Genomic DNA, 25313 nt, shown 5'->3' with positions numbered 1-25313 from the left:
ATAGACGGCAGCCAATTATGTAAGGGATATGTATGTGGATGGAGCTGCCGCAGTTGCAGAATACGCTGCTACGCCAGGCGGTTGACCGGCTCCTGTGAAGAGAAGACGGAGACGGACGGGGATTGGGCAATTTCGACCCTTGCCGGGGAGTTCGCTGTGACATCGGGCGAGTAGAGATAGAAGCTGTTCGCGGCTTCGGAGGTGCGGATTCTGGTGAATTCATTGGCCAGACTGATCGTTGAGGAGGAGGCAAGTGTAAGTTCCTTGACCCGCAGCTTGAAGGTGACCAGCGTCTGCTCTACCGCAGGAATCGTATGCTGTCCGCTGCTTGCTTCAACCTGAATATCGATGCCGCGCATACTTGTGTTTTTTCCGAGGTAAATACTGCCATCGACAGGACTCTGAAAATTAAACTGGAACAGGTTATCGACCTCGCTCCCAGCCGTATAATTCCCTTCCGCATAAACCGAGTGCTGCGTATATTCAAGGTTGTCGAATACCTGGCTGTCATATTGGATAATGAAGTTAAGAGAGCTGTAGCCGGGGTCATTTGGTGCGAAGTCTTTTAAATGCACCAGCACGGTAACTTCTTCCCCGGGAGTATAAACCTCTTTGTCAGTAGAGACCTCAACAGACATCGCAGGTGCGGTGTTATCCACTGCAGCCTCACGAATCATGGACATCATAAGTGGCAGTACCTTCATCCCTCTGACTGCCTGCTTGAATCTATTCCTCTTATTCATGTTACATCCCCCATTGCCATCATAATGATGCATCCCTATGCACGAATGATCTTTGTATATGAACAATGGTAACAATTGTCACTGATAAAACACTGATAAACGTCGAAATGTGGCGTAAAATATCGAAAAAATGCAGGTACATCACTAAGATTACTAAGGTGCAGGGATAGTTGCAGAATGTACACTTAAAAACAGCGAATAGGCATAAATATATCTTCTAACTGTATTCTGTACAACTAAATCTGCCAAATGATGTGAAAACTCAGGGAAGGCCGCTGTTTAAATGTACGAAGTACAGCTAAACGGAGTAAGGGTTATGAATCCGACGATTTAGTTGTACAACGTACAATTAAGTCAGTCATTCCTCTATCCCCGGGTCACTGCTAACCCTCAGCTAGTAATAATCCATCGGCAATAAGCAGTCTCCACACCACACTCCAATTTTCCCCTGAAAATGCCCCAGGCTAGCTCCCCAGCCGCCGGTATTCATCCACGAACCAGTCCGGCAAGGCGTCGCCGGTCTCTGCGATGTAGGATTCACTGAATTGGGTGAATTTGCGCTGGGCGCGCAGGGGCTTGGCGGTTTCGTAATAGATCGCGATGAGCCGCAGGGCGTAGCTCTCCTCCAGCGGCTCCAGCTCCGTCAGGCGCACGGCGTAATCTTCGGCCTCGTAAGGCCGTGCAGCCTGCACCAATCCCAAGGTAAGCTGCTCCAGCAGCTTGAGATACAGCCGCCGGTATTTATCACGGGCGGAATACACCCAGAGGCTGTCCAGTGACTGAAGCAGGTCACCGGTGTACAATGCGGCGGCCTGTTGCATATCCTCAAGGCTGCCATTCTGCATCGCAAGGGCGGCAGCGTCCTGGAATTTCTCAATGTCGCTCTCGATCCCCCGCGATTCGAGCCTGTAATTCTCCCTGCCGAAAGTCAGCTCAATCTTGTCCTCCAGCGCGGCTTTCTTCAAGGTGGTGCGGATCTGGTAGACCGTAGTATGCAGATATTGCTTGCCCTTCTCGTAATTCCACTGCGGAAACACATCATTCAGGATCACGCTGACGCTGCCCTGTCTGTGAATCCACAGATACGCAAATAATTCCTGTGCCTTATGTGTTCTCCACTTCACCAAACCCTGAGGGCTGGTCAGCTCATAATCCCCCAGGAGCCGGAACGCGGTTGTCTTCCCGGCTGCTCCCGCTGTTTCGGCTGCTCCTGCAGGGGCTTGCGCCAATCGCTTACTGAGCAGCTTGTTCCAGGTCTTCAGCAGCCGGGAAGGCTCAACAGGCTTCAGCAAATAATCCATCGCAGACAGGTCGAAGGCTTCGACAGCATAATTGCGGTAGGCGGTTACGAATACGATGTCTGTATCCGGAGAGAAGGGCAGCAGCTTCTCGGCAAAAGCCAGACCGGACAGCTCCGGCATCTGGATGTCCAGGAACAGAACATCCGGCTTCAGTTCGGAAGCAGCAGCGAGGGCTTCACGCGGGTTATCATAAGTCAGGACAGAGGATATTCCTTCACACTGGAGCAGTAGCTCCTTCATGTGATCCAGGGCCGGCCATTCGTCATCAATTACCATTACAGAGATGCTCATACTCAGAAGACCTCTTCCTTCCATGGGATTGTAATCAATACATCTATACCCCCGCTGGCTCCCCGTGTAAGAATCAGCGGACGCCCGAACTGTGTGAGCAGCCGGCGGTTAATGTTCCGCAGGCCGATTCCGGTGCCTTCGCCATGCGAAGAACGGTAATCATCCTTCATCCATGAGGCTAGCTGTTCATCGCTCATTCCCTTCCCATTATCCGAGACGGTGATCAGGATATCACCGCCCTCCTGCCGGGTGGAGATGATCACCGTTCCTCCGTCGATCTTCTCCATCAGTCCGTGACGGACGGCGTTCTCCACGATGGGCTGCACAATCAGCGGCGGCAGCGGGAATTCACTGACCTCAATATGATACTCGGCATTCAGCCGCTTCCCGAACCGGGCCTGCTCCAGCGACAGATAGGCTTCGATCAGCTCCAGCTCCTTCTCGAACGGAATGGCGGTCTCCTGGTTGCTGAAGTCGAAGCTGCCGCGCAGGAAATGGCTCAGATCGTATAGCAGCTGCTGCGTCTTCTCGGTGTCACGCGTACTCATCCAGATGATTGTATTAATGGCGTTGTACAGAAAATGCGGCTTGATCTGTGCACGCAGCATGGCGATCTCCGAGCTGAGCCGCTCGGAGACAGAGCGCCGTAGTTGAACCAGCGTGTTGACCCGTCCCTTCAGATCGCTCCAGATATAAGGCTTATGGATAAAATCATTGGCTCCGGCGCGGAAGGCCGCCTCATTGAAGTGAAGCTGCTGCCCGGCCGTAGCCATCAGGATCGGCAGGTCCAGCGGGGTGTAGGTCTGGCGGATGATCCTGCACAGCTCCAGGCCGGACATCTCAGGCATCATGACATCGATTATGCAGAGATCGAAATTACGGTCTACAGCCAGCAGCGCCAGCGCGTCCTTGCCGCTGCTGCGGCTTGCGATACTGTAATTCTCCAGTGACAGCAGGTTGGTCAGCGCCTTCAGGTTGGCATAATCGTCATCTACGATCAGGACACGCGGCGCATAGGGAGCGGCTTGTCCGCTGGACTGCGGCGGATCAGCCGACCGGTATTTCCAGAGGTCATCCAGCATTTCCGGTTGGGTATACTCGGGTCTTAAGAGCGCCTGTTCTCCGGCTTGGGCGGCAGCGGCAGCTTCCGCCTGGGTGCCCGGAAGCGTGAAGGTAAATGTGCTGCCCCGGCCAACCCGGGAAGAGACGGAGATGCTCCCGCCATGCAGCTCTACCAGCTTACGGCTGATCGCAAGGCTTAGCCCGAGGCCTCCGGTCTCTAGTGAATCGGCCTCGCTGATCTGCTCATAGTCGCGGAAGATGTACTCCAGCTGATCCTCGGGAATGCCCTTCCCGGTATCGGTGACGGCAATGGAGAGGAACTCCTCCTGCCAGACGGCCTCAATGACCACGCTGCCGCGGTCCGTGAATTTCAGTGCATTATCCAGCAGGCTATAGAGGATCTGCATCAGCCGCTGTTCATCGGCCTGGACCAGGAAGCGGCCCGGCGGGATGTGATTTTTGATGCGGATACTGCCCTTTTTGTTCAGGAACTGGAAGACCTCAATGACAATGGCCGCCACTCCCTGGATATCTACGATCCCCCATTGCAGGCTGATGCGCTGGCGCTTGATCTGTTCGTAATCGAGAATATCCCGTACCAGGAAGGCCAGCCTTCTGCCAGTACCGAGAATCAGCCGTATATCCTCCCGTTGGGACGGGCTTAGCGGTCCTCCGGCCCCTTCATGCATGGATAACGCCACATTAATGATGGCATTCAGCGGCGTACGCAGCTCGGCGGAGGTCTTCAGGAGGAACTCGTCCTTGTCCCTGTCCTTGCGCTCCAGCTGCCGGGACAGTTGCTTAATGGTCTCATAGGCATGGGCATGGCGTGCAGACAGGAACAGCCCCTCGGCCAGAATGAAGATCGGACCGGCTACCGGCGGAACGGCGTAGAGTTCAGTGCCGAAGAACAGATTGCTGATTAAGGATAAGGTGAACATGACTGCGGCAATTACACCGATCAGCAGATAGTTAGAGCCGGTCTCCCTCCGCCAGGCGGCTTTTACCATGACATAGAAGGTATAGCAGACAGAGATGAAGCTGAAGGCCAGCAGCACTCCTGTAATCCGCGAATATACAGGTAGTGTGGTGAACAGTACAATGGTGCAGAAGCTCAAGGCATATACGAAGCAGATCCGTTTGAAGAGCCGGGAATACAGTGCGGGAAACAAGGAATGAGTATAGCTGGACACGCAATAGAATCCGATTACACCCGACACCGCCTGCAGCTTGCTGAATCCTTCATAGGAGAGGGATGGAAGGTACTCGAAGAGCAGCTTCTCACTGTGAGTCAGCATGTAGAGAGAGATCACGAAACAGTAGACGGCCAGCTGGAGCGAAGACTTGTCCTCTTTGCGCTGTAAGCCCTGGCCGATGAAATAGCAGCCGATAGAAGCAAAGCCTGCCACCAGCAAAATATCATAGGTCCGGTTCCGCTGATCGAGGGCAGCTATAGCAGCGGGAGTGCCAATCCGGATAGATTCGGCAATGCCTCCGTTGGAATAGGTGAAATTGGATGTATGTATCAGAATCTCCGCCAGGTTATCCTTGCTGTGAAAAGTCAGGGAATACGGCTGGTTGCGCGGCTTGGCGGTCTCCCGGGATTTCCCCGGTGTTCCGCTTCCGCCCAGCCGCTCGCCATTCACATATACCTCGCTGGCATTGCGGATATTGCTCACCTTGAGGGCGAAGGCGGGAACCCCCGGCGGCAGCTGAACCAGCAGACGGTAGGTCGCATATCCGTAGCGGGAGAAGCCGGTAGCCTCCGATCCCCGGCCCCAAGCGCCGGGCACGGGCATAAAGGCCGGTGCCTCTGCTGTTCCGGATAAGGTATCCTGCGGTTTCAGCAGCTCCTGCCAATAGAATTCCCATTCCCCTTCAAGCGGGTAGACGGCAGAATTATCGAAGGTGCAGGAGGACACATCGGCCCAGCCTGACCGTGGGCTGTAGCAGGCAGACGAGGAGCCGAGCAGGGGGATCAGCGCCACTGCGGTGAGCAGGCCGATGCATAACAGGGCGAGCATTCTTTTGGCCAGCAGATTATAATCAAATGTTCTCATGATTTCATCATATCTCCGGCAGCTTGCGCTTGTCCAGCTTCCTTCTACTTCCCGCCGGAAGTGTTGTATAATTGAATTTCATATCGTACCCTGAGGAGCGCTGAAGAAATGTTCTTTCTAAATATTATGTCATGGCTGACCGAGGAGCGCCTGATGCAGCTGCTGGAGCAATACCGTTCGTTCGGGCCGCTGCCGGGTGTGGGCCTTACCTTCATGAAATCGTTCGTGCCCCCGCTGCCGACTATAGCGATTGTGGGGCTTAACGGAGCGGTGTACGGGTTATGGCTGGGGTTCCTGTATTCATGGATTGGTCTGGTCGCAGGCTGCACGGTCACCTTCCTGATTATCCGCAAAATTGCCGGACATCCCTACCTCACCAAATGGGCCAAGCAGCCCAAGGTAGCCAAAGCGATGACCTGGGTCCGCCAGAGCGGGTTCAGCTATGTGTTCCTGCTTAGTCTGTTTCCGGTGGGTCCGTTCGTGGTGATTAATATGGCGGCGGGGCTGGCCGGAATGCGGCTGCGTTCCTACCTGATTGCGCTGTGTGCGGGCAAAGCCATTATGGTATTTGCGGTTTCCTACATCGGCAATGATGTGCAGCGGTTCATCCGCCATCCGGCGGAGATCCTCTATGTGCTGCTGTTTATCGGAGCCTCACTCTGGGGGGTTAAAGCGATTGAAGCCAGGTTCGCCCGGCTGGCGCGGGAGCGGGAGCTGCGCGGCCAAGCGCCGCTACAGCACAAATAATTCACGGACCTCCTCCTCCTCTGTAACGCCTCTCTCGCCGGTATGAAGCCAGCTGTTGGTGACCGCATTGTAACGGTAATCCAGGCTCCATTCAGCAATATTGCTGACGACAGAATGTACGGCGAAGACCATATGCTCCACCTCCCGGTCCGTCATGATCGGGTGCAGGGACAGGCGGACCCACCCTGGCTTCAGCGACTGGTCCCCGGCATGGATCGCCTGGATGAACGCCTGGGATTGCGCCGGGTTCAGCCCGAGCAGCTGATGGCCGTACGGACCGGCGCAGGAGCAGCCGCCGCGTGCCTGAATGCCGAAGCGGTCATTCAGCAGCCGTACCGCGAGATTGTAATGAATCTCCTTCAGCGTGAAGGAGACAATGCCATGCCGCTTGCGGTGTGTGCCCTCCAGCACGGAGCATCCGGGAATCTGTGCCAGCCCCGAGAGCAGCTTCCGGCACAGCTCCTGTTCGCGGACGATCATATATTGTCCGGTTCCGTTCATCTGCTCCTTCAGCTTCACGCAGAGGGCGGTGCGGATCGCCTGCAGGAAGCCGGGGGTGCCCCCGTCTTCGCGCACCTCAACATCATCGATGTAGCGGCGTCCGCCCCAGCGGTTCACCCATACCACGGTGCCGCCGCCGGGCTCATCCGGCAGCCGGCCGTTGCTGAGCGCGGTGTCGAACAGCAGCACACCGCCGGTTCCCGGGCCGCCGAGGAATTTATGCGGCGAGAAGAAGATGGCATCCAGCTTCTCCTGCGGGGCTGCCGGATGCATATTGATCTCCTGATAAGGGGCGCTGGCTGCGAAATCCACGAAGCATACCCCTCCATGCCGGTGCATGAGCGAAGCAAGCTGATGATACGGGGTCTCGATGCCGGTGACATTGGAGCAGGCGGTGAAGGAACCGATCTTGAAGCGGCGGTTCCGGTAGATCGTCAGCAGCTCCCCGAGCCGCTGCAGGTCTACCTCTCCACCCGGCCCGGAGGGGACAGTAACCACATCGCCGAAGCTCTCCTGCCAGGGCAGCAGATTGGAATGATGCTCCATATGGCTGACGAAGATGACCGGGCGCTCCTCCGGTGCGCAGAGGGTTTCCTGCTTCAGCCATTCCGGCAGCTTCAGGCCCATGATCCGCAGCAGCTTGTTCACCGCGCCGGTGGTGCCGTTGCCGCAGAAGAGCAAGGCATCTGCGGGGGCGGCATTCACATGCTGCCGGATGATGCTCCGCGCTTCATGGTAAGCCAGGGTCATGGTCAGCCCCGTGGTGTTGGAGTCGGTATGCGGATTGCTGACATAGGGGCCGAAGCTCTCTTGTATTTTGCGCTCAATCGGCTCATACAGCCGGCCGCTGGCCGTCCAGTCGGCGTACAGCAGCGGCTGCCGTCCGTAGGGGGTGGAGATCAGATGGCGGCTGCCGACAGTGTGCTCACGGAATGCCGCGAAATGCTCTTGCAGTGAAGACGGCGCCTCTGCCGCAGCGGCGCGGTGGATACTCAGCACGGACAATCCCTCCAGGCAATGAATGCTCTATCATTTGAGACGGATTCCGGCAGGCGCTGGTGCTCCGCAAGGCAAGTATCGTGTGAGTCGTGTAGCCTGCGCGTGCCCGCCGGACGTAACCGGTCCGTCTTCGTCTGCCTCAGTATATGCCCGGTGATGTAATTAGGTTAAAGCCCAGGGCCATCAGATGAAGAGCTGGATATCGCTCTCCAGCGCATCCTTCAGATACGCGGCAGCATCGATAATCTCCACCTCGGGAAGCAGCTCCTCCGGCTTGAAGCCCATGATCTCCACCGAGAGCTTGCAGGCGTAGAACTTGATGTTCTTTTTGCGCGCCCCCTTCAGGAAATGGATCAGCTTCGGTGCTCCCTGATCCTCCATCATCTCCTCCAGCATCAGCTTGCCAAGCCCGCTGAAGTTCATCCGCGAGAGCGGCAGCTGCTCCGGTCCCTTGGGTGTAATGACATCCATCAGCTTCTCGTAGATACTCTTATCCTCCAGCGTCATAGTCTCCGGGTCCCGGACCAGAAACAGCCCCCAGAACGAGAAGAACATCGTAACCTCCACCTCAATATCCCTGGCCGCATTCGCCAGAATCAGCCCGGCCATCGCCTTGTCATACTCCCCGCTGAACATCAGCAGATTCAGTTTTTTGCCCATTCATCAGCCCTCCATCGGTATCCATAGAATGTCATTAGTATGGTTAGGGAGAGGGAAAGTATGCCTGCCGCCCGGCCGGAAGACACAGAAAAGGCCCCCTGACGGGAGCCTGAAATGTACATATTGTGCTGGCATGCAGGCGTACCGTATGCCTTAATGCTCATCCCGATGCTCAGACTCAGCCTGGCGGGCGTTGTCATAGCGGCGGGCGGACAGCCAGATGCTGCCGGTGAACAGGACGATCAGGCCGAGGATAATGCCGAAGCGCCAGTCCCCGGCCTTGAAGTTGAGCTGAAGAACGGTAAGCACCAGGGCGACCTGGGTCCAGACGAGGGTGCGTTTGCGGAAGGCGGTAATGTCTCCGGCCATCTTCGGCATGCCGCGGATAATCCGGTACGCCAGGAGGGCGAGGATCAGCGCAAACAGGGCGGTGCCGGCCATTTCGCCGGTAGTTAATCTATTCATGGTCTCAGAATCCTTTCGGGTTAACATCGGAATTAAGCTAATTATAACGATCGCCATACCCGCGTGCAAAGCATCCTGACAGCTTCAGGAGGCCAGCTTACGGATCTCATCGGCAGGCAGCGGAGGGAAGAACAGGAATCCCTGGATATGCGGGCAATTATGCTGCACCAGGAAGGCCAGCTGCTCCGGCGTCTCGACCCCTTCGGCAATCAGGTCATAGCCAAGCTGGGAGGCGACGAAGACGATGGATTTGATGATAGTCTCATCAATGGAGCTGACGCCGATGCCTGTGATGAAGGTGCGGTCAATCTTGATTTTGTTCACTGGAAAATGCTTCAGGTAATTCAGCGAAGAATATTTCGTGCCGAAATCATCGATGGAGACGATGATCCCGTGATCGCGCATCTGCTGCAGCAATGGATAATGCTCCTCCAGCAGCGCGGTGCTCTCTGTAATCTCGAATTCCAGCACACCGGTATCCAGTCCGTACTCGTCAAGCACGGCGAACAGATTCTCAATCAGGTTACGGTTGTAGAACCAGCTGTTGGAGATATTGATTGAAGTCCGCAGCAGCGGCATCCCCAGGCTGCGCCACTCGCACAGCTGGCGGCACACCTCACGCAGCACCCAGTCGGTCAGCTGGATCATCAGCCCGGCTTCTTCGACTGCGGTGATGAACGTCCCTGGTCCAATTAGCCCCTTCTCGGGGTGATTCCAGCGGATCAGCGCCTCTATCCCGATCATTTCTCCTGTGATAGCGTTGATCTGAGGCTGATAGTAGAGCACGAACTCTTCCCGCTCCAGCGCGGAGTGCAGGTATTTGGCGATCATCGTCTTCTGCTCCAGCTTCTCGCGCAGCCCCCAGTCGAAGATGAAGTAATTGACGTCCTCTTGTGACTTAGCCTGGTACATTGACATATCAGCGAATTTCAGCAGATCGTCTGTATTCTGCGAGTGTTCGGGGTACAGGGAGATGCCGATACTGGTCGACAGGCTCAGATGTGCTCCCGAGATCAGGAGGGTCTGTGAGATCAGCATGCTGATCCGACCAGCGATCACAGGAATATCCGTGTGCGGCAGCCCCGCGAAGATCATCACGAATTCATCTCCGCCGGTACGGGCGAACAGCTTGAAGGGCAGGCTCCCGGATTTGAGCCGTCCGGCCAGGGTTTTGATCACCTGGTCCCCTATAGAATGTCCGAGAGTATCATTAATCTCCTTGAACCGGTTCAGGTCGAAAAAGAATAAGGTATAGGTCTGCGTCGGCTCCGAGCTCTGCAGCAGACGCTCAAATTCATCCATGAAGAAGCGCCGGTTGGGGATCTCTGTCAGGCTGTCGTAATGGGCAAGCTTCTCATAGAGACGCTTGGAAATACGCAGGTCGCGGGTCCGGATGCTGACCAACCGCTCCAGTTCACGGTTGAAGCGGCTCTGATACCAGAAGATATATAGAATGAAGGCAATCACCAGCAGAAAAGCAATATCAATCCACAGCACGCTGAGCAGCACCTGCCATTTCTTGTGGGAGGGCAGGGAAATCCCCATCAGCCAGTGCTGATTGTAGGTGTTGACGGGAACAGTGAGCCGGGGGTCCGACGCACTGGATTCATTGCCAAACAGGAAGGTATGATCCTTGGTAGTGACATAGATATTACTATCCTTATACACAAGCTGGTTAATGATATTATCAATCTTTACGGTGACGGAGACGATGCCCTCCAGAGAGTTATCCTTATAGATAGCCTGCCGGATCACCATGCCATAGCCGCCCTGGGCAAGTGTGCGCGGACCGTCTACTGTAATGCTGCGGGAACGGAGCGTTTCTTGGATCATGCCGGGAGAGGCCAGGGAGGAATCCAGCAGCAGGCTTCTGCCTAGCAGTGACGAATTGCCTTCAAGCGGGTAGAGGTAGCGGATCAGACCATCCGGAGCGATCATGATATTCGTGACGTTGCTGGTGTTCTTGGCGTGTGCGGTGACCAGGTAGCTTTGGATGAGTGCAGGATCGGCATCGAAGCCGACAGTTTGGATAAAGGAGCTGACCCCTTTCACAATGGCCACCCGTTCTTCGATGTTCGAGGCCAGCGTAACCGCCTGTGAGGCCAGATCCGCCTTCTCGGCTCTATATTCCCGGGCCAGGGAAACGGAATAGTAATAGAACAGGCAGAGCTGCAGGACGATGATGAAGCCGATGATGATGCTTAAAGGCTTTTTACTAAGGAAAGCCATGGATTGCCCCCGATACCGGAAAAATAAAAGCCGTAGATGTCAAAGCGTATAATAAGCGGTTCCTAGACCGCAGGGAAATGTCGATAAATGTCGCTTGGGTATCTATAGCATGTCATTATTATCGTGTTTGCGCAAGGGAATTCCTAACAAAACCAGGCTGAATCTAAAAACGGATAAACACCGTCTGCATAAAAGGGCAGTAAGCATTTATCCGAGTTTTTTGACAGAGGGCATGGCCCTGCCCGGCTGGAAGCCGGAGCTATTTTTTGAAGATGCCCAGCGGGGCACCAATCGGCAGGAAGGTACGTCCGAAGTGGGCGTTGAGCACAGATGCGCCGCAGCCGTATAGGGATACGATACCGATCGCCATTTCCGATACGGCAGCCAGCTTGTGGAAGAATTCCGCAGCGACGCCGAAGGCATCCATCGAGAGTCCGAGGAACAGGAAGTCAATCAGGATGAAGATAATGAGCAGTACGCGGTTCGCCTCAACGGCGCCGAGCGTCATGAAGAGTGTGAACACAAGATATCCTGCAAAAACAAATCCCAGCTGCTTGGGGTCAACGCCCTCTGCCAGCACTGCACCGAATACACCGAGCTTGATCAGCCAGCTTGCTCCCATGCCGAACCAGAAGAACGCATAGGCGCCGAAGGCAGTCATGCCGAAGGTATTGTTGTGCTTGGCATCCTGGATGGATGCGAATAGCTGGGCGAAGGCTCCGAGGAAGATGGCCCATGGAATAGCATAGCTGAGACCTGTTGTAATTTCGAGCTTTTGTGAAGAAGCGACCAGGGTGACGATGGCCAGTCCGAATAGGCCGATGGCGCTGGGGTCGGCGGTAACGATTTTGACGGACTGTGCGGTGTGCGGTTGCGCTGACATAACAATGAAAGCCTCCAATTTTCATAAGTGTTCGCATAGGATAACAGCACCCTGGATCGGGTGCTGTTATCAGCCTGCCTATCATATCATATCGCTAGTAGCTTGCCTATAAAAGAAGTCTCTTATCGTCCGGTGTAATAATTACCTTGCTCCAGAAAAGAATACAGCGCCTGGGCCTGAAGCGGCCGGCTGATATAGTAACCCTGAAGCTCGTCGCTGCCCAGCTCCCGCAGCATATCGAATTGCTCTCTATGCTCGATGCCTTCCGAGACTACACGCAGCCCCAGATTATGGCTCAGCTCGATAATCGCCTTGACCAGCACATCCCCTTGGGCCTCCCGTGACATCTCGGAGATGAAGGAGCGGTCAATCTTGATCACATCGACCGGGAAGCGCCGCAGATAGCTGAGGGAGGAGAAGCCTGTACCGAAATCATCCAGTGAGATCCGGAACCCGTGGGCCCGAAGCTGCTGCAGCGACAGGAAGATGCCGTCGCCGGAGACAAGCACGCTCTCCGTGATTTCCAGCTCCAGGCTGGAGGCCGGCAGCTCATATTCATCCAGCAGCTCTAAGAGCAGCTCCAGCAGACCCGGCTGCATGAGCTGCAGCGCGGAGATGTTCACTGCTGCGGTGAGCTCAAGCCCCCGGCTGCGGAAATCGCGCATATCAGAGCACACCTGGCGCAGCACCCAGCTGCCGATGCCGACGATAGAGCCGCTGCTCTCCGCCAGCGGAATGAATTCGGCCGGTGAGATATTGCCGTAAGCAGGACTGGTCCAACGCAGCAGGGCCTCCACCTTGGATACCTGCAGCTGTCCCGTGCGGAGGATCGGCTGGTAGTGCACTTCGAACTCGTTCCCGGCGGCAGCCGAGAGAAGCTGCTGGGCCAGCACCTTTTTGCGCCGGATGCCTGCTTCCAGATCCTCTGAATACTGAAAAATATTATTGCGGCCGGTCTCCTTGACATGAAACATGGCCAGGTCCGCCTGCTTGACCAGATAATCGGCGTCTTCCCCGTTCTGCGGATAAATACTGATGCCGATGCTGGCGGTATTATATAGAAGATGTCCCTTGATCCGGTGCGGCATGGACAGGGCTTCCTGGATCCGGGAGAGCTGCCGGGCAATGCTGCCTTCATCAGGCACATCGTAGAGCAGAATGGTAAATTCATCACCGCCGAGCCGGGAGACCACATCATGCTTGCCGACAACCTGTGTGATGCGGAACGCAGTCTCCTTCAGGATAGCATCGCCGAAGTCATGGCCGAGGGTATCGTTCACCGTCTTGAAATGATCCAGATCAATGAAGACCAGCACGATCTGGCGTTCACTGCCCTTGACGGCGGCAATCGCTTCATTTAATTTGTCGAAAAACAGGGAGCGGTTGGGCAGCCGGGTCAGCGGGTCCAGCATCGATTGCTGCCGCAGCTCGTCCTGGGTCTGCTCCAGCGAATCAATCATCCGGTTGAATTCGACCTCAACCTCGCTGAATTCATCCTGCCCGGAGCTGGGAATCCGGATCGACAGATCCTTGCTGCTGCCGATTCTACGGATGTTGCGGACCAGAGAAGACATTCTTCTCAGGATGAACCGGTTCACGAAGAGGAGGCTTGCGCCCAGCATTACCATAATGGAGATAGAATAGAATATACGGAAGGTGGAGAGCGATTTGAGCCCGCTGTTGTAGAACTGGCGGGGTTCCTTCAGGGTGAGAACCATTCCGGGATCGCCGAACAGATCGTCTAGTACTGTATGAATGCACATCTGCCCGTCTGAGACAGGGCTGGTCCATACGCGCTGGCCTCCGCTGTCCGCAAGCAGGGGGGTGGTGAGGCGCGACATCTCCATCGTGGATAGGGTATCCTCCCAGATCTGCGCGATCTCGTCCTGGTGCAGCATCCGTCCGGCAATGGCTGTTCCGATGACCGGCTTGTCTCTGCCGCTGTTAAGAATAGGGGCAAGGGTAATTAGCATAGTGCCCTTGTCCAGATTAATGAAGCCGCTCCGGCTCTCGCCGGTAGCTTGCGGCACAGGCAGACGGCTTCGGATCAGCTTCATTAGCGTTAGCTGCTCCTGGGTTAACGGGGTGACTATTCCTGCCGGCAGATCATAAGTGCCGCCATACAGTGGTTGTCCGTCCAGATCAAGCAGGGCAATCATATCGAAATGATTCATTGGATCAGCAGCCGGTTCAAGACTGCTGCGGATGAAGGCGGCAGTCGTACTGCCGGAGTCAGCAGAGCCGGTAGCCGCTGCGCTCTCCATGAACCGGTAGGTTTCATCACGGACAGCAATATCAAGGAGTCCTGTTCTCAGCTTCTCCAGCTCTTGATGATAAGCAGCGGTAGCCTTGCTCAGGTTGCGCTCCAGCTCTGCCTCATCCAGCTTCTCGAAGCGGTTCAGCAGAATCAGGTGAAGCATCAGATAGGTGGCACCAATGCCGAGGATAGCGATAAAACTAATGAAGATGATTATTTTTTTGCGGAGTTTCATCTGATCCCCTTCATTATTTAAGATTTAATAGGAAATAAGTACCATCGATTATAGTGTACCACGATTAGGGAATATTTTGCAGCGTAAATCTGCCCGAAGTGTCGAATTTTGATGTATAATAATTTAATGATAATAATTATCAAATAATAATAAAAGGAGATCATTCTTGGCATGATGGAGAAGTGGACCCTATTTAAGAAAGCCTCACGGTTTGGAGTGATTCCTGTTATGCTCATACCGGTTATCCTGGGAACGGCCGGGGCCTATGTATGGCAGGGAGTATTCCATCCGTTTTTATTTGTAATAACGTTCATTGGAGCGGCGGCTGCGCATTTATTCTCCAATATGGTAAATGACTTGTGGGATTTCCGCAACGGAACCGATACAGAGGCCCAGCATACTCCTGGAGCTATCTCCACGAACTCCGGGTTCCTGTCCGGGGGCATCATGCGTGAGTCGTTGTTTGCCCTCTTGACCTGGGGGCTGCTGGCCGTTGCGGCTGGCTGCGGCCTGCTGCTCAGCCTGTACAGCGGCTGGGAGATTCTCTGGTTTGTGGCCGGAGGGGCGCTGATCGCTTATTTCTATGTGGCGCCGCCGCTGCGGTTCGGATACCGGGGCAAGGGCTACAGCGAGCTTGCCATCTTCCTGGCCTTTGGACTCATGCCGGTGCTGGGCGCTTATTTCGTTCAGACCGGAGCGTTCAGCCTGAAGCCGGTGCTGCTGTCGCTGCCAAGCGGGCTGCTCACTACCCTGCTGCTGTTCAATCATCACTTTCTGCACTGGAGAGCTGACAAGCAGGCCGGCAAGCTTACACTGGTCGTGGTATGGGGGGAGCGCAGAGCGCTGGTGTTCTCTCAGGTGCTGCTCTATATCTCTTATGCCTCACTGATTGCGTGTGTGCTGCTTCATATCTTGCCGGTATATGCGCTGCTCGCTCTGCTGACAGCTATTGCCCCGATTCGGATCTACCGCAGCCTCCAGCCGGAGAATCCTTCTGAAGCCTATCTGCCGCTTATGGGCGCTTCACAACGCGCATCGGTACGCTGCGGGGCGGTCATGACGGTGGCGCTGCTGATCCAGGGGCTATTTTAAAATATAAGAAATGGATAGGCTACTACAGTACAGAAAGCGGGAGAATTCATGGACAAGCAACAGCCAGAGAACGAAGGTATGCCTGCTGTACAGGGCAAGCAAACGGTGATCGGGGATTTCCATACGATTCTGGAGGAAGGAAAGGTCTGGCAGACGGGCGGCTTCAAGCTGCCGGACGGCTCGTTCTGGGCGTATCGTGAGCCGGAAGCGGTGGTGATCGTGCGTAATGATCATCTATACGTGCGGGCTCAGCTGAGCCGCCGTCATGATCAGGTGCAGATTCTGGATAATGCCAAGCATATGTACTATTCGGCCCAGCCGGTAGAGGTTCCGGAGGAAGGCGAAGTCCGCTTCGAGCTCCAGATCCGCGCCCGCACGCAGGGCACGGCTCCGGGGGATCTGTATGACGGCTATGTGTCGCTGAATCTGCTGGATTTCACCACAGGCGCGGCGCTTGATTTCTTCGCGGGTAACGATAAATATGCGAGTGTGTACGGCATCCTTCCGTTCCCCGGGGTAACCGTACCCGAGACGGGGGGAACCAAATACTTCTGTATTTTCAAGGAGGATACGGACTTCAAGCCGCGTGAATTCAACACGTACGCCATCACCTACCACCGGGGCAATAATGAGGCTGTCTTCTATGTGAATGGGAATGAGGTGCGGCGCGAGCGGAATGTGCCTGTGAAGTTCAACAGCTTCACCATTGCCCTGGGCATCATGACGGAGAAGGACCTGACCCCGGAAGGCAGCGTGTCGGCGCACGGACAGACAGTGATCGCTGAATGGTCGCCGGTTACCATTACAACCACCGCACAGTAACGTGCCCATATGACTGATAAGGATGAATGGCCGTGAATATAAGAACTTTCTTCAAGTTTGTCGAGTTGCCGACCAAGGTGGCAAGTATGCTCCCGCTGCTGCTGGGGACGTTGTATGCCCTGTACCGGTTCGAGGACTTCTATATCCTGCGCTTCGTGCTGATGCTGGTGTCTCTCTTAAGCTTTGATATGGCAACAACAGCGATCAACAACTATTATGATTTCAAAAAGGCCGCCAAAACCCATGGCTACGGGTATGAGACCCATAATCCGATTGTCCGCTTCAAGCTGAAGGAGTCTACGGTGGTGGCGCTGATCGTCATTCTCCTGGTGCTGGCGGCAGGCGGGGGCATTGCCCTGGTATTCCAGACCGGACTGCTGGTGTTCCTGCTCGGGGGACTGTCCTTCCTGATCGGTATTCTGTACTCCTTCGGACCGATCCCCATCTCGCGGATGCCGCTCGGTGAGCTGTTCTCCGGGCTGTTCATGGGGTTCGTCATTATTTTCATCTCGGCCTATATTCATTCGGATCAGGCAGTGGTCACGCTGCTGCTGAAGGGCGAATGGATCAGCCTGCATATCAATTTCCTTGAGGTACTGTATCTGTTCTGGTTCTCCGTCCCGGCGATTCTGGGCATTGCCGGAATTATGCTGGCGAACAATATTTGCGATATTGAGGATGATATCGAGAACCGCAGATACACGCTGCCGGTGTACATCGGTCGGGAGAATGCACTGCTGCTGTGGAGGCTGCTCTATTATGTGTCTTTTGCCGATCTGATTGTGCTGGTGCTGCTCGGGGTCCATCCGGTCCTGGTCCTGCTGCTCCTGCTGACCCTGATTCCGCTGTGCCGCAATATTGCACGCTTCTATCAGGAGCAGCATAAAGGCACGACCTTCATTCTGGCGGTGAAGAATTTCGTGCTGATGAGTGCGGCAAGAATCCTTGTGCTGGGTATAGCTGTTATATGGGTTACACTAAGATAAGGAAGGTGATAACTTTGGCAGAGAAGCTTCGCTGGGGAATAATGGGCTGCGCGCAGATCGCTACAGGCTCGGTAATGCCGGCTATCCAGGAGTCCGAGACCGGGGTGATCCGGGCGGTGGCCAGCCGGGGACTCACGAAGAGCAGCAGCGTAGCCGCCGAATTCGGCATTGAGCAGGCTTACGGCAGCTATGAAGAGCTGCTTGCGGACCCGGAGGTGGATGCCGTCTACATTCCGCTTCCGAATCATCTGCACTGTGAATGGGTGATCCGCGCGGCTGAAGCCGGTAAGCATATCCTATGCGAGAAGCCGATTGCGCTGAACAGCCGTGAGGCGGGCGAGATGGTAGAGGCCTGCCGGAAGGCGGGCGTTCACTTGGCGGAGGCTTATATGTACCGCCATCATCCGCGCATCAATGAGCTGCAGGTGATTATCGCCAGCGGCGAGATCGGTGCAGTGCGTACCATCCGCGGCACGTTCACTTACAACGATGCTACGGATACCTCCAACATCCGCTTCAATGCTGCCTGGGGAGGCGGATCGCTCTACGATGTCGGCTGCTATCCGCTTACGGCCGCGCGGATGCTGTTCGGTACAGAGCCGGAGGCCGTAACCGTGCACGCGCTGTTCTCGCCGGAGCATGACAATGTAGATATGGTGGCCTCCGGGCTGGTGGAGTTCCCCGGCGGGAAGAGCCTGATCTTCGACTGCGGGATGTGGGCCTACAACCGCCAGCTGCTGGAGGTGCTCGGTACGCAGGGGCGGATCGAGATTCCGATGCCGTTCAATGCGAGATTCGATGATGCAGAGTTCTTCGTATACGGCGGCGGTGAGCCCCGGCGTGTCGCAGCCGTCGGAGCCAACCCTTACGTCCAGCAGGCCGACCATTTCGCCAGGGCAGTCTTCAGCGGCAAGCCATGGATTGCGGAGGAGGACCCGCTGCTGAATATGAGGCTGATCGAGAGCTGTCTGGAATCTGCCCGGAGGCGTGAGCGGATCCGCTTGGGGTAATTATTTGAGTTCATTTTCATAAACAGCGCCAAAAAGCAGCGATTCTTCCAACCACGGAGGAATTGCTGCTTTTTGGTGTCTTTATATATCAGCAACCCCGGCTGTAGCTGCCGCCGTGCAGACTAAGGCCAGCGCAGCCCCAGCACTGGTGGTTCAAGCCGGACCGGCAGATTACAAACGCAAAGCTGTCTACGAGAGCACAGGCGGCGCAGGTCATTTATAATTTGCTGGTGCAATAGCAGCGCTTCCTCAGCAGCATAGCAAGTTCATCAAGGGGCTATCCCATACTAGCGGAGACAGGCCTCTATCTTCAAAAGCGGAAAGCAAATCGACCTCAAGCGTCACTTTTTTGATACCGCGAAGCAGAAAACGCCAGAAGCCCCGGTCGTCAAAGATGGCGTCGTCCAGCCGATGGACAGAAGCATTTACGACACGAACGAGGTGATGCTCTTGAATATCTTCTTCGAGATCCATTGGCAAGCAAAGTGGGTCCATGGTGTATATCCCGCTTAAACAGCGGAGAGAACGAAATGATTGTGGAAAAGCGGCAGCGGTCGCCTTGGCCTCCGGATTTTCACCGTTAAGGGGAATGGAAAAAAATTCTTACGAGCACAGCGATTGTAACAACGTTTCGTTCGCGGAGCGTCCTCACCGAGCGCAAACGTCCATCCAACTCCAAAACAAGGGAGTGTCCCAGCCATTGCATGGCTTATGGGACACCCCTTTTGCTGTTTTTCGGGTCGATGCAGAATTCCCGCTGCGATAAATCACAGGAATCAAGTGCTAAAATTTGCTAGAATAGGGTTAATGGTGCTTTCTACTGCTTGAAGGGAAAATGTGCTTACCGAAGGGGGAGAGACGTCAATGGGCTTAACGGAAGAGCCGGTGATCTCAATTGAGGGCTTGTGGATGAATTACAGTGACCGGATGGTGCTGCGGGGGATTGATTTGAAGGTATACCGCGGGCAGATTATCGGATATATCGGACCCAATGGGGCCGGTAAAAGCACGACAGTCAAGATTATGCTCGGGCTGGTGGAGGGATATAACGGAACGATACGGATTTTTGGCAGGGATATCTCGGACGGGGATACAGCTTACAAAAGAAGGATCGGCTACGTACCTGAGGTGGCAGAGCTGTATGACAGCCTGACAGCGCGGGAGTATCTGACCTTCACTGGTGAACTGTATGGACTGAAGCAGGCAGATGCCGATGATAAGGCGCGGAAGCTGATGGGGCTGCTGGGTATGGAGAAGGCTTACGATATGCGGATTGCCTCGTACTCCAAGGGAATGAAGCAGAAGGTGCTGCTGATTGCCAGCATGCTGCACGACCCGGATATTCTGTTCCTGGATGAGCCGCTCAGCGGACTGGATGCCAACAGTGTCATGGTGGTTAAGGAGATATTCGCCACGCTTGCCGCCAGGGGTAAGACGATCTTTTATTCCTCGCATATTATGGATGTGGTCGAGCGGATCAGCAGCCGGATCATCCTGCTGGACGGAGGAGATATTGTCGCAGACGGAACCTTCACACAGCTGCGTGAGCAGAGCCGGGAGGGGTCGCTGGAGGAGATTTTCAATCAGCTGACCGGGTTCGATCAATACAGGGATATTGCAAGTGAGTTCGTAGCCGTGATAGGCGAGGGTGCGGCGCATGAATGAATTCCGGATTCTGAAGCTGCTTGACCGGCTACAGTGGATCTTTAAGGGACTGAGAGTCGATTATGCGCTCATGCGCCGCATTCTTCAGGTCAAGCTGATGATGGATGGCAGACGGACGCCTACCCTGTTCTCCGGGTCGCAGAATTCCAAGCTCGAGATGGAGGGCTCGCCCTTCAGAGTTCAGTGGCTCTATCTGCTGCTGGGGCTGATGCTGATCGCTATGGTCGCACCCAGAGATCATCATATGCTGATGATGAGTTTGCTGTTCAGTATAGTGATGTTCCTAATCACCACGACGCTGATCTCGGATTTCTCGACGGTAATGCTGGATTTACGTGACAAGAACATCCTCTTCTCCAAGCCGGTGGACCGCCGCACCTTGAACATGGCCAAGAGCTTACATATTCTGATCTATCTGCTGACCTTAACGCTGACCTTCACTGGTCCTTCACTGCTGTTCTCTCTATTCCGGCACGGGCCGGGCTTCTTCTTTGTGTACGCGGCTGAGATTCTGCTGATGGACGGATTCATTCTGGTATTCACTGCGCTAATCTATCTGCTGATTCTGAGGTTCTTTGACGGGGAAAAGCTCAAGGACATTATCAACTACGTACAGATTGTCCTGTCTGTGGCGGTAACTGTCGGTGCCCAGCTGGTAAGCCGGATATTCAATCTATCGGAGCTGGGCCTAGATTTCATTCCCGCTTGGTGGCATTTCCTGCTGGCGCCAGTCTGGTTCGGAGCGCCGTTCGAACTGCTGGGCGGCGGAACAGGCAGCCGCCCAGTGATTATTCTGACAGCGCTCTCTGTGGTGGTGCCTGCCGTAATGTTCGCGGCTTACATCCGGCTAATGCCGGTATTTGAACGCAGCCTTCAGAAGCTGGCTGAGCATGGCGCAGAGGGCCGGGATAGCGGGCGGCTTGCCCGGGTGCTGTCGGAGAGCGTGTGCCGGAACAAAGCGGAGGCCATGTTCTTCCGTTTCACCTGGTCGATGATGAAGAATGAACGCGAGTTCAAGCTCCGGGTATATCCGACCATCGGCTTCTCGCTGATCTTTCCCTTTATCTTCATCTTCAATCAGGTGTGGAGCGGCGATCTGGCCGGGATCAGAAGCTCCAAGTCCTTTCTGTTTATCTATTACAGCGCGCTGCTGCTGATGACAGTCGTGCAGATGGTCCGTTACTCGGCCAGCTATAAGGGGGCATGGATCTATCAGGTAATTCCTTTGCCGGGCAAGGGGCTGGTCTACCGGGGAATGCTGAAGGCAGCGGTCGTGAAGCTGCTGGTGCCGCTCTTTTTGCTGGAGGCGGCGGTGTTCATTGCTCTCTTAGGCTCCTGGATTATTGCAGATATGGCAGTTGTCCTGCTGGCTCTATTGCTGTATGCCGTGATTTGTTTCCTTACGTTCCCGAAGGCGCTTCCGTTCTCAGAGAAGTATGAGGCGGCGCAGCGGAAGGAATTCACCGGCAGTGCCTTTGTGCAGTTGTTCATTCTGGGGGGGCTTGCCGGAGTGCACTATGTCTTCACCCTGATTCCTGCAGGAATCTACATCTACATGGTAATTCTGGTAGCTGCAAATGCCTGGATTTGGCGCAGGGCCTTCCTGCCAGACACCTCCCGGGACAACGGATTTCCAACCCTCCGCGCAGGCGGCTGAGGACAAATATGGACAATTTTTGCCGGCGTTCGAAAAAGGCTCCAAGTTCCATTATTTACTTAGACAGCCCGGTAAATACAAGGTAAAATACAGCTAAAGTTAGTTTTCAGAGAATACCTGTAATCATTATATACTCTTCCATTTATCCGCTATTCGTATATTGATTTTTAACTTAAGATAGACGCTGAAACGACGCTGATACTATAACCAGTGAAGAGGTCAACTATGGATCAAATGGGAATCCACTATAATATCTGGATTGTTTTACTATCCTATGCGCTTGCTGCCGTTGCAGCGTATTCCGCGCTTAATCTGATTTCGCAGGTTTCCCATTCCGCGGGCCGGGTCAGACGTCTCTGGCTGCTCTCGGGTGCCGGTGTGCTTGGCGGCGGGATCTGGGCCATGCATTTTATCGGCATTATGGCCAGCCGGCTGCCGTTCAAGGTCAGCTACCATCCGGTGATGGCTGCAGTATCTCTCCTCATTATTATGTCCTCCTGTTATGCAACTCTGCAGATGGTTACGGCTCCCCGCCAGAGAAGCTGGCGGCTTCTTGCGGGCGGCGGCATACTCGGCAGCGGCATATCGTTCATGCATTATGCCGGAATGTCCTCCATGGAGATGGAGGACAAGATTCATTACAGGGCAATGGACCAGGCTGTATCGGTACTGATCGCCCTTGCCGCTTCCTACATCGGCATTCTAATGTTCCGCAGATTCAAGGATCATACGGGCTTCAGCCGCTGGAAGCTGTATTCGGCATTATTCATCGCTCTGGCGGTTACCGGTATGCATTATACGAGTCTGAGAGCAAGCGACCTGCATAATTACAGCTGGCAGGCATCTGCCCCGATACTGATGGAGACCGATGTGGTTCTGCTGACAGGGATTTCACTGGTTACCCTGTTCGTGCTGGCGATCTCCGGCGGGACTGTGTTTCTGGACAGAGATGTACTGGAGCGCATGGCCTATCATGACCCGCTCACCGAGCTGCCGAACCGGCATGGTCTGGAGCGCTACTTCAAGGATGATTTCTTCGGCGGGGTCTCCGGCGCCGTGTTTTTTGTTGATCTGGACCGCTTCAAATCGATTAATGATACGCTTGGGCACGATATTGGAGACTTGCTGCTGTGTGAGGTATCTGCCAGGCTGACCTGCTGTGTGGGCGGGAAGGGGAAGGTGTTCCGGCTTGGCGGGGATGAATTCCTGATTGCTATGCCGGATTGCACCGCCGCGGCAGCGGAGGAAGTGGCACAGCATATCCTCCAGGAGCTCAAGAAGGCTTACAGTATTGAAGGTAACGAATTGTACGTAACTGCGAGTGTGGGAATCAGCATGACTCCGGCGCACGGCACCGACCGTTCGGCGTTAATGAAGGCAGCTGATACGGCGCTCTATACCTCCAAGGATTCGGGCAAGAATAAATTCAGTGTGTTCGATCTGGAGATGAACCGTCATCAGGTCCGGCGGATGCTACTTGAGAAGGATCTGCGCAAGGCGCTGGCCCGCTCGGAATTCATGGTGGTCTACCAGCCCAAATGGGATTCGCTGCTGAATGTCACCGTGGGGCTTGAAGCGCTGCTGCGCTGGAGACATCCGGAGCATGGCGTCATCTCTCCGGGAGAGTTCATTCCGATCGCCGAGGAGACCGGCCTGATTGTTCCTATTACATACTGGATGCTGCATGAGGTGTGCGGACAGAATATGCTCTGGCATCAGGCGAAGGTCGCCAGTGTAGCAGTCTCGATTAATATGTCGGCGCGGATGTTTGAAGGCGGATGCCTGTATGAGGTAGTGGAAGAGGCTTTGTCGCGTTCAGGCCTTGCGCCGCATTTCCTTGAACTTGAGATTACTGAGTCGATTGCAATGAACAATATGGAAGAGACGGTTGCCCAGCTCTCCAAGCTGCGGGATCTCGGTGTGCGGGTATCCCTGGATGATTTCGGAACCGGTTTCTCTTCCCTCGGCAATCTGGATGAGATTCCAGTGAACACCCTGAAGATCGATCAGGTCTTCATCCGGAAGAGCAAGATGCATTCCAAGAAAGCGATCATCAGCAACATCATTGCCATTGCCAGCAATCTGAACATGGAGGTTGTGGCCGAGGGCGTGGAGACTACGGAGCAGATTGAGCTGCTGCAATCACTGGGCTGCCGGGTAATGCAGGGCTTCTACTACGGGCGTCCGATGCCGGTTAATGAATTAGGACAATGGTTTATTGAGAATACGGCATAATGTTCCTGGGTGCTGTTGCACAAAAACCAGCTAATGGTATGTCAAGTCGAGCTTTTGAAGAACGTGTACATTTGATATACTGTAAAAAAGCATATCAAATAAACCTCCACGAAATGGAAGTTTATGGATGAAATCAATTAAAGAGTGTAGGGTTGCCCTTTCTTAAGCATAGCGTACACGTGATGGAGTAACTTGTTGGCGCAAGCGATCACGGCTACTTTGTGGGGCTTTCCTTCACTCTTTTTTCTGTCGTAATACTCCCTGAGACCAGGGTTTATTCCTCGTCGTAATCCGCATGTTACCGCCAAATACATCGCTCGTCGTAGTCGCTTGGAACCCCGTTTCGTGATCTTGTTCTGCGTAGCCACAAACTTCCCTGAACTGAAGACGCTTGGATCGATTCCGGCGTAGGCCACCAGTTGTTTGGGATGGCGAAACTGTGAAGCATCCCCGATTTCCGAAACAATGGCCGTGGCTAACTTTGTTCCGACCCCAGGGATGGATTCCAGAAGCTGAACTTCGTTCAGAGTTTGTGACAGTTCAAGGATCACTTTTTCGAGTTCTGTAAGTTGCTTTTGAAATTCACGAACAAGAGCCAGCAGGCTTCGCAGCGCCATCTCCAGACCATAAGGAACGCGCTGCACGGGATTATCCGCGATTGCGTTCTGTAGTGCTTCTACCTTGCGGTTCATCCAAGTTTCAGAGCGTGAAGCCTGGGTAGCCGCTTTCACCATGCCCATCCAAGCTTCTGGAGTCTGAGCCTTCACCCCTTCTGAAGTGAGACAAGCTTCTAGCAAGTTCAAGGAGGTTTTGGAATATAAGTCTTTAAACACACCCTCGTAACTCGGAAAGATCTGATCTACAAGTGTACGCATGTTCAGTTTGGCTTGAACGTACAAGCTTGTGATAAACTCATGCTCTCGGGTTAAGAACTGTAAGTCCACCAACGCTTCTTTCCGTCCAGGATAGGTAGACCAGTTTTCTTCCTGATAGTACAGCTCCCCTAAATGCCAGGCATCTGATGCGTCCGTTTTGACTTTACGCAAACCAGTTCTTCTTGCTCTCTGTGCCTGCAACGGATTGACGAGAATGACTTCATATCCAGCCTGTTGCAAATAGAACACCAGGATACGATGATAATGTCCGGTGGGTTCTAAAATAACGGCTGGCTTGTGGGTCGTCTTCTGCTCTAATTCCTCCAAGAGTTGTTTTAGCTTTTCAAACCCTTTAGGGGTATGAAGAATTTCTTGGACTCGTCCAAAAGGATAGTTCCGCTTAACAAATGCTTGGGCAACAGATTTTCCTTTGGCTACATCCATGCCAATAACAGGTTTCATCTTCTCCTCCTCATTCGAATTCGCCGGTATTCCCACAATGGTTCCTACTCCACAGCTTCGCTTGTGATACGAGGTC

18 protein-coding genes are annotated in these 25313 nt (G+C 54.4%); 8 read left to right on the top strand and 10 right to left on the bottom strand.

The window, feature by feature from the left end; genetic code table 11:
- Positions 1 to 68: 68 nt before the first annotated feature.
- The 3 genes from NSS83_RS17540 to NSS83_RS17530 form a co-directional block, all read right to left on the bottom strand.
- Positions 69 to 743: a cohesin domain-containing protein gene (locus NSS83_RS17540; RefSeq protein ID WP_341346144.1), complete on the bottom strand. Its 675-nt coding sequence runs from the start codon at positions 741 to 743 to the stop codon at positions 69 to 71.
- A 464-nt stretch (positions 744 to 1207) separates the two neighbouring features.
- Positions 1208 to 2335 carry a response regulator gene (locus NSS83_RS17535; RefSeq protein WP_341346143.1) on the bottom strand — a complete coding sequence of 376 codons (1128 nt, stop codon included), beginning with the start codon at positions 2333 to 2335 and terminating at the stop codon, positions 1208 to 1210.
- 2 nt (positions 2336 to 2337) lie between these two features.
- Entirely contained in the window at positions 2338 to 5457 is a 3120-nt protein-coding gene (locus NSS83_RS17530) for an ATP-binding protein (protein ID WP_341346142.1), read from the bottom strand.
- Between the two features lie 108 nt (positions 5458 to 5565).
- Between NSS83_RS17530 and NSS83_RS17525 the strand changes: the two genes are divergently transcribed.
- On the top strand, positions 5566 to 6204 hold the full coding sequence (locus tag NSS83_RS17525; RefSeq protein ID WP_341346141.1) for a TVP38/TMEM64 family protein: 639 nt from the start codon (positions 5566 to 5568) through the stop codon (positions 6202 to 6204).
- On the opposite strand, the gene NSS83_RS17520 is transcribed toward NSS83_RS17525, so the two are convergent.
- From NSS83_RS17520 to NSS83_RS17495, 6 genes are all read right to left on the bottom strand, one after another.
- The gene (locus NSS83_RS17520) at positions 6190 to 7704 is read right to left on the bottom strand and encodes an aminotransferase class V-fold PLP-dependent enzyme (RefSeq protein ID WP_341346140.1); all 1515 of its coding nucleotides are present in this window, start codon (positions 7702 to 7704) and stop codon (positions 6190 to 6192) included. The genes NSS83_RS17525 and NSS83_RS17520 overlap by 15 nt on opposite strands.
- 183 nt (positions 7705 to 7887) lie before the next feature.
- Positions 7888 to 8364 carry a DsrE/DsrF/DrsH-like family protein gene (locus NSS83_RS17515; RefSeq protein ID WP_076080972.1) on the bottom strand — a complete coding sequence of 159 codons (477 nt, stop codon included), beginning with the start codon at positions 8362 to 8364 and terminating at the stop codon, positions 7888 to 7890.
- A 153-nt stretch (positions 8365 to 8517) separates the two neighbouring features.
- Positions 8518 to 8829, bottom strand: a complete 312-nt coding sequence (locus NSS83_RS17510; protein WP_341183527.1) for a hypothetical protein — start codon at positions 8827 to 8829, stop codon at positions 8518 to 8520.
- Positions 8830 to 8913: 84 nt separating this feature from the next.
- Positions 8914 to 11058, bottom strand: coding sequence for an EAL domain-containing protein (locus NSS83_RS17505; protein ID WP_341183528.1), 2145 nt, complete (start codon positions 11056 to 11058; stop codon positions 8914 to 8916).
- 259 nt (positions 11059 to 11317) lie between these two features.
- The gene (locus NSS83_RS17500) at positions 11318 to 11941 is read right to left on the bottom strand and encodes an acetate uptake transporter (RefSeq protein WP_340994810.1); all 624 of its coding nucleotides are present in this window, start codon (positions 11939 to 11941) and stop codon (positions 11318 to 11320) included.
- Between the two features lie 122 nt (positions 11942 to 12063).
- Positions 12064 to 14433 carry an EAL domain-containing protein gene (locus NSS83_RS17495; RefSeq protein WP_341183529.1) on the bottom strand — a complete coding sequence of 790 codons (2370 nt, stop codon included), beginning with the start codon at positions 14431 to 14433 and terminating at the stop codon, positions 12064 to 12066.
- A gap of 171 nt (positions 14434 to 14604) precedes the next feature.
- Here NSS83_RS17495 and NSS83_RS17490 point away from each other — a divergent pair, with 171 nt between their 5' ends.
- The 7 genes from NSS83_RS17490 to NSS83_RS17460 all read left to right on the top strand — a co-directional run bounded on the left by NSS83_RS17490 (position 14605) and on the right by NSS83_RS17460 (position 23900).
- Complete coding sequence (locus NSS83_RS17490; protein ID WP_341183530.1) at positions 14605 to 15525, top strand: prenyltransferase; 921 nt, start codon at positions 14605 to 14607, stop codon at positions 15523 to 15525.
- A gap of 48 nt (positions 15526 to 15573) precedes the next feature.
- Positions 15574 to 16347, top strand: a complete 774-nt coding sequence (locus tag NSS83_RS17485; protein ID WP_341346139.1) for a DUF6081 family protein — start codon at positions 15574 to 15576, stop codon at positions 16345 to 16347.
- A 32-nt stretch (positions 16348 to 16379) separates the two neighbouring features.
- Positions 16380 to 17333: a 1,4-dihydroxy-2-naphthoate polyprenyltransferase gene (locus tag NSS83_RS17480; protein WP_341346138.1), complete on the top strand. Its 954-nt coding sequence runs from the start codon at positions 16380 to 16382 to the stop codon at positions 17331 to 17333.
- 14 nt (positions 17334 to 17347) lie between these two features.
- Positions 17348 to 18343: a Gfo/Idh/MocA family oxidoreductase gene (locus NSS83_RS17475; protein ID WP_341183533.1), complete on the top strand. Its 996-nt coding sequence runs from the start codon at positions 17348 to 17350 to the stop codon at positions 18341 to 18343.
- A gap of 864 nt (positions 18344 to 19207) precedes the next feature.
- Complete coding sequence (locus NSS83_RS17470) at positions 19208 to 20008, top strand: ABC transporter ATP-binding protein (protein ID WP_341346137.1); 801 nt, start codon at positions 19208 to 19210, stop codon at positions 20006 to 20008.
- A complete protein-coding gene (locus NSS83_RS17465) occupies positions 20001 to 21665 on the top strand; it encodes a hypothetical protein (RefSeq protein WP_341346136.1) in 1665 nt (554 codons plus the stop codon). The genes NSS83_RS17470 and NSS83_RS17465 overlap by 8 nt, the downstream gene beginning before the upstream one ends.
- Before the next feature lie 225 nt (positions 21666 to 21890).
- A complete protein-coding gene (locus NSS83_RS17460; RefSeq protein WP_341183537.1) occupies positions 21891 to 23900 on the top strand; it encodes an EAL domain-containing protein in 2010 nt (669 codons plus the stop codon).
- 137 nt (positions 23901 to 24037) lie between these two features.
- Here the strand turns inward: NSS83_RS17460 and NSS83_RS17455 are convergent, their stop codons facing one another.
- Positions 24038 to 25237: an IS110 family transposase gene (locus NSS83_RS17455; RefSeq protein WP_076155703.1), complete on the bottom strand. Its 1200-nt coding sequence runs from the start codon at positions 25235 to 25237 to the stop codon at positions 24038 to 24040.
- Positions 25238 to 25313: the final 76 nt, after the last annotated feature.

Origin of the sequence: Paenibacillus sp. FSL H3-0469 (genome assembly GCF_038051945.1) — a bacterium.
Taxonomy (GTDB): Bacteria; Bacillota; Bacilli; order Paenibacillales; family Paenibacillaceae; genus Paenibacillus_AQ.
This window is presented reverse-complemented; position numbering and strand designations above follow the sequence as displayed.